The 13,533-nt window shown below is 67.0% G+C and carries 8 protein-coding genes and 1 CRISPR repeat array; all 8 genes read right to left on the bottom strand.

Annotation, left to right across the window (positions count from 1 at the left end; genetic code table 11):
• Window positions 1–162: 162 nt before the first annotated feature.
• Window positions 163–4,400: direct repeats of the CRISPR family, unit length 29 nt; unit sequence CGGTTCATCCCCACGCCCGTGGGGAACAC.
• An 84-nt stretch (window positions 4,401–4,484) separates the two neighbouring features.
• Genes cas2e through cas3 form a run of 8 tightly spaced genes read right to left on the bottom strand, consistent with a single transcriptional unit; the run spans window position 4,485 to window position 13,480 of the window.
• Window positions 4,485–4,781 (bottom strand): type I-E CRISPR-associated endoribonuclease Cas2e, encoded by a 297-nt coding sequence (gene cas2e, locus AABN02_RS14380; protein WP_338415613.1) that lies wholly within the window; start codon window positions 4,779–4,781, stop codon window positions 4,485–4,487.
• Complete coding sequence (gene cas1e / locus AABN02_RS14375; protein WP_338415612.1) at window positions 4,762–5,649, bottom strand: type I-E CRISPR-associated endonuclease Cas1e; 888 nt, start codon at window positions 5,647–5,649, stop codon at window positions 4,762–4,764. Before cas1e ends, cas2e begins: the two co-directional genes overlap by 20 nt.
• A 35-nt stretch (window positions 5,650–5,684) precedes the next feature.
• Window positions 5,685–6,455, bottom strand: coding sequence for a type I-E CRISPR-associated protein Cas6/Cse3/CasE (gene cas6e, locus AABN02_RS14370; RefSeq protein ID WP_338415611.1), 771 nt, complete (start codon window positions 6,453–6,455; stop codon window positions 5,685–5,687).
• Window positions 6,456–7,274 carry a type I-E CRISPR-associated protein Cas5/CasD gene (gene cas5e / locus AABN02_RS14365; RefSeq protein WP_338415610.1) on the bottom strand — a complete coding sequence of 273 codons (819 nt, stop codon included), beginning with the start codon at window positions 7,272–7,274 and terminating at the stop codon, window positions 6,456–6,458. It lies immediately after the preceding gene.
• A 5-nt stretch (window positions 7,275–7,279) separates the two neighbouring features.
• Window positions 7,280–8,341 carry a type I-E CRISPR-associated protein Cas7/Cse4/CasC gene (cas7e, locus tag AABN02_RS14360; protein WP_338415609.1) on the bottom strand — a complete coding sequence of 354 codons (1,062 nt, stop codon included), beginning with the start codon at window positions 8,339–8,341 and terminating at the stop codon, window positions 7,280–7,282.
• A gap of 60 nt (window positions 8,342–8,401) precedes the next feature.
• The gene (gene casB, locus AABN02_RS14355; protein ID WP_338415608.1) at window positions 8,402–8,974 is read right to left on the bottom strand and encodes a type I-E CRISPR-associated protein Cse2/CasB; all 573 of its coding nucleotides are present in this window, start codon (window positions 8,972–8,974) and stop codon (window positions 8,402–8,404) included.
• 18 nt (window positions 8,975–8,992) lie between these two features.
• Window positions 8,993–10,666, bottom strand: coding sequence for a type I-E CRISPR-associated protein Cse1/CasA (gene casA / locus AABN02_RS14350; RefSeq protein ID WP_338415618.1), 1,674 nt, complete (start codon window positions 10,664–10,666; stop codon window positions 8,993–8,995).
• A gap of 33 nt (window positions 10,667–10,699) precedes the next feature.
• Complete coding sequence (gene cas3, locus AABN02_RS14345) at window positions 10,700–13,480, bottom strand: CRISPR-associated helicase Cas3' (RefSeq protein WP_338415607.1); 2,781 nt, start codon at window positions 13,478–13,480, stop codon at window positions 10,700–10,702.
• Window positions 13,481–13,533 lie beyond the last annotated feature (53 nt).

The raw sequence follows: 13,533 nt of genomic DNA, 5'->3' as shown, positions 1-13,533 counted from the left end.
TGCCCAGGCCCTGCGACCGGATCATCTGCACGACCTGCAGCTTGAAGCTCGCGTCAAAGACTCTTCGTTTCGTGTTCGTCACGTTCGTTGTCCAGGTGATTTCCACCTATCGGTGTGTGCGAAATCATTAGATCAGGACACAATGATCCAGTCCGCTCGGCTCGGTTCATCCCCACGCCCGTGGGGAACACTGTCGCTGCTGTCGAGCGTGCTGATCGAGCTGCGGTTCATCCCCACGCCCGTGGGGAACACTTTGCCAAGCCGGTGCCGATGTGCCGGCTGGGCGGTTCATCCCCACGCCCGTGGGGAACACCTCAGCGCCGATGAATGCCGCGCCGCCATGGGCGGTTCATCCCCACGCCCGTGGGGAACACCCGTACATCTCGCGCAGCACGGCGGTGTCAAGCGGTTCATCCCCACGCCCGTGGGGAACACTTCGACATCGCGGTAGACGGCGAAGGCATCTGCGGTTCATCCCCACGCCCGTGGGGAACACCCAGCGCGAGCCAGGTCGGACAGTTCGCTGTCCGGTTCATCCCCACGCCCGTGGGGAACACGAGCGCCGTTGTTGCGCCGGCCGTCTGCTGCGCGGTTCATCCCCACGCCCGTGGGGAACACGCACCCGCCTTTGCCGAGCGGAGTTCGAGCGCCGGTTCATCCCCACGCCCGTGGGGAACACAACCTGCAGGGTGCGGCGGGGGATGACGAAGTCGGTTCATCCCCACGCCCGTGGGGAACACTTCGTCGATGCGGGCCTGGATGTCAGACCGGACGGTTCATCCCCACGCCCGTGGGGAACACCCCCGAAAGATCCCCCGAACGGTCGCAGCCAGCGGTTCATCCCCACGCCCGTGGGGAACACGTCCTTCATTTCAGCCATGAAGGACTTGGCGCCGGTTCATCCCCACGCCCGTGGGGAACACACCGGGCTAATCACCCGTGAATGGTCACGCTACGGTTCATCCCCACGCCCGTGGGGAACACAGCAAGCGCCAGCGTAAGAGCCCGTTGCAAACCGGTTCATCCCCACGCCCGTGGGGAACACCTCTTGATTGCCACCAGCACCATTGCATCAAGCGGTTCATCCCCACGCCCGTGGGGAACACCGGTCAGGCGTATGACACCGCCATTGACATGTCGGTTCATCCCCACGCCCGTGGGGAACACTCATGATTGCACCTCAGCCCACACAGGGCAGCCGGTTCATCCCCACGCCCGTGGGGAACACGGCTGGTGATCCTGAAGGCGATCTGCGCCCACCGGTTCATCCCCACGCCCGTGGGGAACACGCACGATTTACACCGGGGACGACGGTTCGCACCGGTTCATCCCCACGCCCGTGGGGAACACACGAATACCAGCAAACCCCCCGCCTTGCCCCGCGGTTCATCCCCACGCCCGTGGGGAACACCACGCGTGATCGGCGCCGTGATCCGCCACTGGCGGTTCATCCCCACGCCCGTGGGGAACACTTGTTATGCGTGTCTATGCTGCTGGAGATAGACGGTTCATCCCCACGCCCGTGGGGAACACTCGATGTCAGGGAGTGGCACGGAGTCGGTCTGCGGTTCATCCCCACGCCCGTGGGGAACACCACGATCACCGCGACGGGCGCAGGGCAGGTTACGGTTCATCCCCACGCCCGTGGGGAACACGGCGTTCGGGCGGGTCGGGTTCGCGAACTCAACGGTTCATCCCCACGCCCGTGGGGAACACGACGACAGAAAAACGATGACCTGAATTCCGCGCGGTTCATCCCCACGCCCGTGGGGAACACCCCAGCAGAACCGAGCGCGCGACGCTGTAGTTCGGTTCATCCCCACGCCCGTGGGGAACACCCCGAAGAGATCAAAGCCCAGTTCCCCGACGCCGGTTCATCCCCACGCCCGTGGGGAACACCTGAACGCACAGTCTCAGGCGCTGATCGGCAACGGTTCATCCCCACGCCCGTGGGGAACACCGCATCACGGCGGTCAGCTCCATCGAGCGTACCGGTTCATCCCCACGCCCGTGGGGAACACTCCAGCGCGGGGAGTTGGTGGCCCTGGTGGGCCGGTTCATCCCCACGCCCGTGGGGAACACGACCCCGCATCCAAAAATTGGCACAACAACAGCGGTTCATCCCCACGCCCGTGGGGAACACGCTGCGGACAGCTACCGCGACAGCACGGTCGACGGTTCATCCCCACGCCCGTGGGGAACACTGAGGATCGAGCTTGCCGCCCACGAGATCCGCCGGTTCATCCCCACGCCCGTGGGGAACACGTCAAGATGCAGCAGGACGGGAACACCCGGTCCGGTTCATCCCCACGCCCGTGGGGAACACGTCCCACTCGCCGGACACATCGCCCCAGTCGTCGGTTCATCCCCACGCCCGTGGGGAACACCACTCGCCGGCCAGCACCCGCAGCGCGGTCGACGGTTCATCCCCACGCCCGTGGGGAACACGCGCCATAGATCACGCGCGTTTTCCGGGTGTGCGGTTCATCCCCACGCCCGTGGGGAACACCTTGGTGAGGTCCAGATCGATCAAGGTTCCGTCGGTTCATCCCCACGCCCGTGGGGAACACAGGCCATCAATGAAAACAGGTTGGCGGGTGATCGGTTCATCCCCACGCCCGTGGGGAACACCCGGGATCTCAACCACTCCGAAGTGGCAAAAGCGGTTCATCCCCACGCCCGTGGGGAACACCGGTCTAGATGGCACGAGTTCGGGCCGTTGAGCGGTTCATCCCCACGCCCGTGGGGAACACCCCCGCAGCGCCGACCCCCGCACCATGCGCGGCGGTTCATCCCCACGCCCGTGGGGAACACGCGCACGCGAGCACGCGCGCATGTGGCGCGATCGGTTCATCCCCACGCCCGTGGGGAACACCGCAAGCTGACCGTGACCACGGTGGACTGGGACGGTTCATCCCCACGCCCGTGGGGAACACCGCGCAACCGAAAAGGCGTTGCGGCCGCAGGACGGTTCATCCCCACGCCCGTGGGGAACACTTGTCTGCCATGCCAAGCAGCTCTGCCACCTGCGGTTCATCCCCACGCCCGTGGGGAACACCACACCATTTCTGCAAGCTCGACGGGTCGTTTCGGTTCATCCCCACGCCCGTGGGGAACACCTCGGGGCCGGCACGCCGAGTTTGTCCAGCAGCGGTTCATCCCCACGCCCGTGGGGAACACACGAAGGTATCGATGTCAGCCATGACAGCAGCCGGTTCATCCCCACGCCCGTGGGGAACACCGGGTGGACTCATGAGCCGCGTCATCGGTGGGCGGTTCATCCCCACGCCCGTGGGGAACACGGCAACCAGCTCCGCCAGGCCGAGCTGATCGCCGGTTCATCCCCACGCCCGTGGGGAACACGAACAACGCGCTGGGGCAGTTGCAGGCAATGGCGGTTCATCCCCACGCCCGTGGGGAACACCGCCGGCAAGTTCGTGAAGCCGATCCGGCTTTCGGTTCATCCCCACGCCCGTGGGGAACACGGTGGGCGAACTGGCCTCGGCATCGCGGGCGTCGGTTCATCCCCACGCCCGTGGGGAACACCGGCTGGGTCGGCGGCATGTGTTCGGCATGGACGGTTCATCCCCACGCCCGTGGGGAACACTGGGCCGCCTTGTCCTTGTCGCCGGCGCTGGTCGGTTCATCCCCACGCCCGTGGGGAACACAGCCGCTGCTCCCGCGTGTCGCCGGTCACCGTCGGTTCATCCCCACGCCCGTGGGGAACACCAAAAGCTCCCGCTGCAGCTAGAGTCGCGGCACGGTTCATCCCCACGCCCGTGGGGAACACTCAAAACTTCTCACCTTTGCCGCTGGTACCGCCGGTTCATCCCCACGCCCGTGGGGAACACCCGCTGGTGTAGGACTGGTCCTGCACGCCGGTCGGTTCATCCCCACGCCCGTGGGGAACACGACCTCGCCCTTCAGCGCCTCGATCTGCCCGGCGGTTCATCCCCACGCCCGTGGGGAACACCTCGCGGTGCGGCCCGGGAACAGCACGCTGACCGGTTCATCCCCACGCCCGTGGGGAACACAGCTCACCGAACGACTGGATCGCCAGCTCGGCCGGTTCATCCCCACGCCCGTGGGGAACACGGTGATGGCGACGGCGAGCAGGCGCTCGATGTCGGTTCATCCCCACGCCCGTGGGGAACACTCGCCGGAACTGCGTGTCGATCCGGTACAGCTCGGTTCATCCCCACGCCCGTGGGGAACACGTCTGCGCCAAATTGCCTTGGGCAGTGGATGCCGGTTCATCCCCACGCCCGTGGGGAACACGCATGGAAGATCACCTGCCGGATGTGGTTGAACGGTTCATCCCCACGCCCGTGGGGAACACGTGATCCGCGTCAGCTCAGACGCTGAGCAGTACGGTTCATCCCCACGCCCGTGGGGAACACACCATTTCTATCTCATTGATTTCAAAGACAAAAACAGCACCTCCGAATTCTACCGATCCGGAGGTGCATTTCAGACACGGATTGTTAAGGAGCGTCGGACAGTGGTTCCGGATGGAAGCTGACCAGTTGGACGCCGTCAAAATCGACCGGCATCCGGCGATTGGTGCCCAGGGTGACGAACTCGAAACCGGCCTCGGCGCTGCTGCGCCAGACCATCACGGCGTTGCCTTCCTCAATGCCCTCTTCGACCTGACTCCAGATGTGTTCGCGCACCTTGCGGGAATAGGTGCCGACGTACACGCCCGCACGCACCTCCAGCAGCCAGATCGCCAGCCGACCGCGCAGGCGCGGCGGCGCATTCTCAACCACGATGACCAGCATCGCCGACTCCCTCGGGATTGGGCAAAGCCGGACCGACCGCATCGACCGGCGCCTCGGGCTTGGCGATTTCACCGGCCGCCAGGATGTCCTCGATGTCCGGAATGATCCGGTCCAGCAACCGTGTCTGGCGGAACACGTCGCGGCAGCCCAGCCGCACCGCCCGCTCCGGGTTGCCCGCCGGATGGGACGCCGCCACCTTGAAGGCGATGGGCACCACCGTCTCGAACTTGTACACATCGGCAATGTCGTACACGAAGGACAGCGGCTTGCCGGTGTGGATGAACCCCACGGCCGGTGCATACCCCGCCGCCAACACCGCCGCCTCGGTCACCCCGTACAGACACGAAGTGGCCGCCGACAGGCAGCGGTTGGGCAGGTCCGACCCGCCCCAGTCCTCGGCGTCATAGTCTCGCCCCTTCCAGACCACCCCGAACTTCTTCGCCAGCGTCTGGTAGGTCTGCCGCACACGCGCGCCCTCGATGCCGCGAAGCTGCTCGACGCTGCGCCGGGCCGGCGGCTCTTCACCGAAGCGCAGCGCGTACATCTTGCGCACCACCTTCAGCCGCAGGCCCTCGTCCAGCGCCAGCTTCGCCTGGTAGAGCAGCCGGTCCGCCCGCGCCCCACCCGGCTGGCCGGACGAGTACAGCCGAACACCCGCTTCGCCCACCCAGACCAGCAAGGTGCCCACCCGCGCCGCCAGCGCCGCCGCCCGGTGCGACAGCCGCGTACCCGGCTCCAGCATGATGCAGGCCACGCCGCCCACCGGAATCTGTGTGCGAATGCCCGTCGCGTCCACGACGACAAACGCACCGTCCAGCACGTCGATCTCGCCCCGCTCGACGAAAACAACCGACACCCGCTCTTTCATGGGCAAGGGTTTGAGCGGTGGCAGCAACACCCCGCTCATCGCCGCACCAGCAGCAAGCCGCAGCCAAACGCCTTGGCCGGCCCGAGGCCCTGCACCAGCGCCTGAACGAACCGATCGGGATCACGCACCGTCAACCACCCCGCCAGATCGACCGACGAGAACTGCAGAGCAGCGGCGGCACCAGCACTTCGCCGGCCCCCGGAACGGCTGAACTGCTGGTAAGCCGAGGCCACGCAGGCGTCTTCATCCAGCTCGAACCCCGCCCGCTCAGCCCGCCGCGTGAGCCAGTCGGCGCAGCTCGATTGCACCAACGCATACAGCGGCGGCCGGTCATCCCCAACCCAGGACGCCCAGTCAGGCAACCCACGCTCGGCCAGCAACCGCTTCTTGGCGTCCATCACCACGTCGTGTCGCCGCGACTTGCCACCCTCGCGGTCGTGGCGCACCGTGGGACTGGCCCGCAACTCGAACGCCAGCCGGTCCCCCGCGGCCAGCCGAGGCATGTAGTCGCGCGTGCGCACCTCCCAGGCGCCGCCGGGATCAATCGGCGGCCGGGCCGACACGACGTGGTAGCGCGGCGGCCGACCCGGCTCGTCGTCACGGCGAAACAAGAAATCACGCGGCGTACCGGGTGCCGCGGGAAAGAGCCGCCAAAGCCACTGGTGATCGCCATAGGCGTCGTCGTCGAGCCGCTGGTGGGCGGCAGCGCGCTCCTGACCGGGTCGGGCACTGACCACGCTGAAGAAGTGGGACGCCAGTGCAGTCCCAGTCCCTGCCGGTTGATGCGATTCGGTGTCCATGTCCATTCAACCCTCCCCGGCCAGCCAGGCCATGTGTTCTGTTCGGTCACCGAACTGCCAGCCGATCCGGCGAATCAAGCGGTCCTTGCGCGGCACGCTCATCTCGGCCGGCACGCCCGCCGCAATGTGGTCATCAAAATGCAGCCGCTCGATCGGCGCCAGCGCGGGCAGCAGGTCCAGTGCCGGCCGACCCCGTGCATCCCGGGACGCTTCGTGCGCGGCGGTGCGGGCCGACTCGTGCAGCGCGGCATAGCGCGCGAAAGCATCCCGCGCCGAAGATGCCTCAATGACCTGCGGCCACAACGGCGCACTCGGCGCGCAGGACTTGCGCCCCAGGTACAGCACGAAACGCGGCCGACGCAACGCCTCGGCCAGCGCATCGAGCGCATGCGCCGGCAGCCCGCCCGACCTTGGTGCCACCGCCACGAGGCTGGAAGCGTCCTGCCGGTAGTCGCGGGTGGACAGGATCGTGTTCAGATCGTGGCGAGGCACGGACAACTCAGCCCGGCGCGTCGAAGTCGGCCGCCCCTTGAGCGCCGAACGTGGGGGCACCTGCGCGGTGTGGTAATCGCGCAGCAGCCGCCCGCCCGACAGCCGTGCCACGGCATAGCCGTAGCCATCGCGCAGCGCGGCATGGGCCAGCTCGTCATCACGCTGCAGCCCAAGCGCCGCGCCCAACAACCCGACCAGCGCCGATTGCCCCGGGTGTTCAGCCGTGCCGCGGTACTCACCCACCGCCGGCTCGCCCCATGACGACAGCGTCGCGTGGAGCTGAAACACCAGAAAGGAAGCGGAAGAAGAAGAGGAGGAAGACAGCTCGTCCATCGGCGTCACCCGGCGACAAAAGCGGCCAGTTCGCGCACAGACCCTTCCGGCGTTTCGACATTCACGACACAGCGCGCATCCGCACACGCGCCATAAACCGCATCAAAACTGGCCCGCCGCCGCTCGATCGCCGCCACGGCCTGCGTCAGCATGTCCTCGCCCTCACGGGCCCGCACCGGTTTCAGGAACGCCTCCGACAGCGACCGGGGCTGCTGGTCGCCCTTTTCGGCGAGCACATAGCTGGCGTAGGCGCGCGATGCGAAACTGTTCTGCATGCCGGTCGGCGACACCCGCGTGACCGCCTGCACCAGCGCGTCAAGAGCCCGGGCGGTCAGCGCCGCATCGTCGCCAAGGTTGCGCTGCAGCAGTTCGCGGTCGATCGCCAGGTACAGGTAAAACAGGCCAGCGCCGAAGCCGCGCTCGCCAATGTGCCCGGCACCGGTGTCGCCAGGACTGTTGAGGTCATCGACCGCGCTGAAATAGTCGTCCTCGACCGCGACCCGGTGAACCGTGATCGCGTGCGCCACCTGCACGGCCGCCTCGACGTTGTGGATGGCGGAGTCGGCGAGCATGCGCCCGAACATCGCGATGTCCACCGCCCGCCGCGGCCGGCTCAACAGCTTGAGTTCATCGGCCGTCGGCTCCGAGCGGCGCGCGATCAGCACCTGCTGCAGCGCCGAGATCGCATCGAGTTCCTCGGGGCTCAGGTGGGCAAGCTGTTCGGTCTCCAGATCGACATCACCCTCGGTCTTCTTGTCGGACTTGAGCTTGCCGAACTGCGCGGCGATCAGCTTGGCCCACTCGCGGGCGCGCTTGTCGTCGAGCCCGCCCGCCTGGAGCACCTTGAACACCTCGCGGCCGATCCGCTTGGTGCGCGTGCCGATCTGCCCACCGAGTTGCCCCTCGAACACTTCGGAGGTGCGCCATGCACGCTTGAGGCTCTGCGACGAGATGCGCAGCCGGGTCGCATCACCGACCAGTGCGGTTTTAGGGCGGCCGGTGTCGTCGCGGTTGAGGTTGGACGGGGGGTAGTGGGTCAGCAGGTGCAGTTGCACAAAACGGGACATGGTGAGCCTCTCTGAATGAAATGAACGGGAATGAAATCGGATGACGACCGGGCAAACAGGTCAGGCGTCCGACGATGCCGCCACACGGGTGCGTGGCGCGGTGGTGTCGTAATAGGCATAGGTCCAGCGCTTGCGGACCTGGTCGTTCCAGCGCCAGAGGTCGCGTGCCAGCGAGAACAGATCGACGTGGTGCCCGATCAGCGGCAACACCCGGCGCACCCCCACGAACAGCGTGTCCACGTCGGGCGATTCGATCAGGCGTCGAAAGCGCAGTTCGCTGACCCGCGGCGCCTCCATCGGCAGGCGCAGCTCGGTCGGCAGGTCGTGGTCACCGCGCGTGCGGATGTGCGCGGCCAAGCCGACCAGCGCGGCCAGTCGGTCCTGCTGCCAGGGTGTCCAGGGCTCGCCCTCGTGCGCTGCCGCCATGCAACGGTAGGCGCGCTGGTAGGCGCCCGTGCAGGCCACCGCCGTCGGCGTGTCGCAGCGCCGCAGCACCGCCCGGTCGGCCTTGTCGAGCCCGGCGGCGTCTTCGGCCGCGAGACGCTCCCACCAGTGCAGGAATGCCCGGAGAACAGCGGGCGACAACCCACCGGAGTCGGCTGTCGCGTTCGCGTAGTCGTGCTTGGAAGTCATGGTGTCCTCTCCTTGTGGTCAGGCCGGGGTGGACCCAGCCGGTTTGCGTGAGCGGGCGCCGGAGCCTGCACCGGCTGCTGTCTTGCGAGCGGCACGGGGAGCGGGCGCGGCGACTGTCGGCAAGGCCAGCGCACTGCGCAACTTCGGGCCATACAGGTTGGCCCGCAACTGGTGATGTGCAGCCGCCACACGCCGCGGGTTCTGGCGCTCGATCGGCCCGGCGCCGACCAGATCCTGCTCGAACAGGCGCAGCGCCACGCTCTGCAGGTGTGTCAGCCAGCGTTGCCTCAGCGCCTCACCTTCGATCGCTGTGCCCGAGCGCGCCGCGGCCAGCGTTTCGCGAAGCATCCGGTAGAACATCGCCTCGGTGGCGCTCCAGTACGCGGCATCGATGTGGCTGAAATCGCCCCGCGCCTCGGCGCCAAACCACGCGTCCTTGACGGCCGAGCGCGCATACCCGAGCACCCGTTCGGCCCCATCCAGCCACAGCGTGATGTCCTCGCGCAGCCACTTCAGGGCCGCCGCATCGCCATCGGCCAGGTCGTACAGCGGCATCGTCGCTTCGTACCAGCAACGCGCCTTCATGTTGTCCATGTCGTACCCGAAGGCCCACAGGCGCAGCGACTGATCTGTTCCCCGCAGCAGTGGATTGCCCAGGAACCGGCTCACCACAGCCGCTGGTGTGATGTGTCGTTTGTCGTTGTCCATCCCCAGCACCAGACCGAGCCAGTGACGCCAGCCCAGGCCGCCGGGCTGCGGGTGCATCGGCAACGCGTCGTCCTTGACGGCGTAGTGCGGTGTCAGCGGGTGGCGCCACGCGCCCTTGTAGTTCAGGCCGTAATTGCGCGTGACGTAGCGCGACACCAGCCGCTCGGACGGTCGATGGCACAGGTCGCATGTCCCGGCTTCAGTCGCATCGAAGTCCAGTCGGATGCGCCGAGGCATGGCCCACAGCACGTGCAGTGGATGCACTTGCACGGGCGCCACACTGCCGCCGTCGCTCTGCACTGCGGCGATGGAGGCCAGCCAGGGCAGCTTGAAATGCGGTTCTTCCAGCGCCTCAGGGTCATCAGGGCGGGGGAAATCACTCATCGGCAGCACGTTGAGCCAGAGCAGGTGCCACAAGCTGCGCGGTGCATCGACGCGGTCGGACGGCACCAGCAGTGTTGTCAGCGGCCCGCCTCCGCGCAGGCTGGTGCGGTGCCCGGCGCCACCCGCGGGCGCATTGACCTGCAGCGTGAACAGCGCCAGCGCCGCGCAGCACGGGCACATGCGGCCCACCTGTCCACGTTTGACAAAATGGTCACCGTGGTTCTTCAGCGTGTTCTCGCCCGGTGTCTCGATCAGCAGGTTGGCAATCGGCACCGGGTCACCATCAGCCGCCCGCAGTTCGATGTCCTGCATGAACCGTACGCCCTCCCCGTCAAAACCGAAATGGGCAGCCCACGGCGACAGCGCCTCGTGCAACTTCGCCTCGTCCAGCGGCTTCCGCCAACGCACGATCCACTCGGCCTGACTCCCTGGCGCGCAGACCATTTGCAGCAGCCCGATGGCGAACTGCGCCAGCGCGCCATTGAAGTCCGCCCGATCCGCATCGAACGCCACCACGTCCGGCCGTGCCAGCGCCGCCGGCCGCACCCACTCCCGGCGGCCATCGCGCAGGCGAACCGGGATCCATTCATTTTTCAGCATGTTCACGATGTCTTGTCCTCCACTGCGTCACGTTCACTTGGATTCATCTGAAGCCGGCACCACGGACACCAACCCCATCGCTGCGTCGTAGCGCCAATGCATGCATTGCGCCGGCAAACGACCACGCGGCTGCGCCAGGGCCTCGCCGGTGAAAACACCGCCCGTGTCAGCCATCACCAGCAGCCGCACCCAGCGCCCTCCGCCGGGCATCGTCTCCTTGGCAGCCTCGATGGCCCGCTGCCGGCCTGTGTCCTCGGGCAGTGGCACCTCGTCGAGCAACCGGCGTGGCACGCGCACCGTGCTGTAGGCCCAGGCATGAAGCGCCTTGTCATCGCGCCAGGGGATCACCCGTTCCGCCGCCCAACGACCCAGCACCACATCGACCGACTCGTCACCCAGTCGCGACGGCGCCGAGGTGTCGGACAGCCAGTCGGTCCCGCTGCGCTCATAGCCCGAAGTGGCTGAAATCTGGTGGACCTTGCTGATCGAACGGTCGCTGTACGCCTTGCCTACCGCGCGCAGGTTGCTCGACTCCAGCGCAGCCGGCAACTCGGCGTCTTCCCCGTAAACCGCCTCGACCAATCGGCGAGCGTCATCAGGCATCGTGAACGCACCACGCTGGAGCTGCTGAGCGGTCAGCCACAGGCGGCTGTGATCCGCATACACATGCGCCGCCTTCGGCAGGAGTTGCTTGAACCAGTCTGCTGCGGGCGTCTCGGTCCAGGCCGGCCCGTGAACCCACAAGCACGGCTCACCGCGCGCATCAGGCTGCCCCGGAGGACAGCGGCGTCCGTCAAGGTCACGGGTGTGGCGACGCAGCCGGCCGGCACGCTGGATGATCCGGTCCATCGGTGCAAGATCGGACACCAGCAGATCCGCATCAACATCGAGCGACTGCTCCGCCACCTGGGTCGCGATCAGCAGGCGCCCGCGGCGATCCTGCGGCGCACTCTCCGGCCCGAACTGCGCCAGCACCTTGGCCTCGGTGTCGAGCCGGTCGCCCAGCGTGAAGCGGGCATGGAACAGCGTGATCGACTCGGCCGGCACCTGATCCGCCAGCAGATCACGCGCCTGCAGCGCATCCGAGACCGTGTTGCGTATCCAGATCACGCACTGCCCAGCCCGCAGCACCTCGGCCACACCCGCCACCACGGCCGACAACGCCGGCTCCCAGCGAATGCGCACCGTTCGACGCACATCGGAGCGCGTGGCGACCGGGGTTTCCAGCGCCGAGCCCGCCCCCATCCCGGGCCAGGCCGTCGTCAAAGGATAGTCCGACCGCTCCAGCCGCGGCGGCGCCTCTCCCCGCCCACGGGCGTAAGCTTTCAGCAGCGCACGTTTCATCCGCGCAGGCAGCGTGGCCGACAGCAGGATGGCGCTGCCACCCGACATCGCGTGAAACTCCAGCAGCGCCTCCAGCACCCCCTGCATGTAATCGTCGCAGGCATGGACCTCGTCCACGATCAGCACTTTGCGAAACAGCCCGAGCAGCCGCAGCGACTGGTGCTTGCCCTGCAGCACCGCCAGCAGGGCCTGATCGACCGTGCCGACACCAGCCGGCGCCAGCAAAGCACGTTTGTTGTGGTCCGCCAGCCAGCGGGTGCAGCGGCTGGTGGCCGTGTCGTCACCCTGCGCGGCGTCCCGCTCCTCATCACCGGGCTCGATCACCGACGCAGCAAACTCCTCGACCAGATCCTTGCGTCCATGCGCCAGCACCAGACTGGCTCGCCCGGCAAATAACCGCGCCTGCAGCGTCGCCAAGCGGCCATACATCGCGTTGGCCGTCGCCATCGTCGGCAGGCCGATGAAATACCCGTCGGCCACTCCGCTGGCCATCAGGCGGTGGGCGAGCATCATGGCCGCTTCGGTCTTGCCAGCACCCGTCACGTCTTCGAGCAGGTGGATTTGCGGCCCCGCCGGCAAGTCCATCGTGGCCGCTCGCTGCTGCAAAGGGGAAGGCGTCTGCAACACTGGAAACAGCGCCGTGAACCCGAGCGGCGCCGGAATCGCTGCGGGCAGCACGCCCGACGCATCAAGCGCCTGGCCAGCCAGCCCGAGCGCCTCACACCAGTAATCCGCCAGTGGGGACGTTGCCCGATCACGGTATCGGAAGATGGCTGCATTCGAACCAATCCAGTCGGCCAGCACCGCCACACCCGCCACCCACCATGACAGTCGCTGGCTCACCTGCTCGAAGCGAATCGCCCCCATCGCCGACACAAAGCGGGTGACCTCGGGCGTCAGGAACAGCGTGCGCATTGATTCGACAAAGGCCGTGGCCGCCAACACATCCACCGCGCGGAAATGTCGGCGCACATGCCGCGTGGCATCGGCCTGGGGCGGCTGGCCGTGGTGGCCGGTGACCGCTTGCGCCCAGGACGACACACCGGTGATGCAATCCGCATCCGGACCAAACCAGCCTTCATCGACTGCACGATCCTGCAGGTGCTCGGCCCAAAACCCCATGCCCAACGTGTCGTGGCGCACCCTCTCGGCACCGACATCGGGAGGCCATTCACCCTGCAAAATTTTGACAAGATCGGGCCGCTGCGACTGAAAGCTCAGCGAGAACTTGCCCAGGTCATGCAACGCCAGCCAAAAGGTCACCCAGGCCAGCAGCGCCGAGTCATCCTCAATGCACAGACTCTCGCGCAACCACTGTCGCAAGGCCGGTGACCGGCGCAGGTACATGGCGCCCACCGCCGCCACATCCAGCGCGTGATAGACCAACAAATGGCAGTAACCGCCGCCCGTGCCCTCGGAAGGGCGCGCCTTGCCCCAGTACGCCCACGCATCCGTCTTCGCGTCGTGCATCACCGCCACTCCCTCTGATGTTCATTGTTTTCAGATGGGAATACTGCACGGAA

It is taken from the genome of uncultured Sphaerotilus sp. (assembly GCF_963924895.1).
Classification (GTDB): Bacteria; Pseudomonadota; Gammaproteobacteria; order Burkholderiales; family Burkholderiaceae_C; genus Sphaerotilus.
The sequence above is the reverse complement of the archived record's forward strand: the minus strand, read 5'-3'. Positions and strand labels throughout refer to the sequence as shown.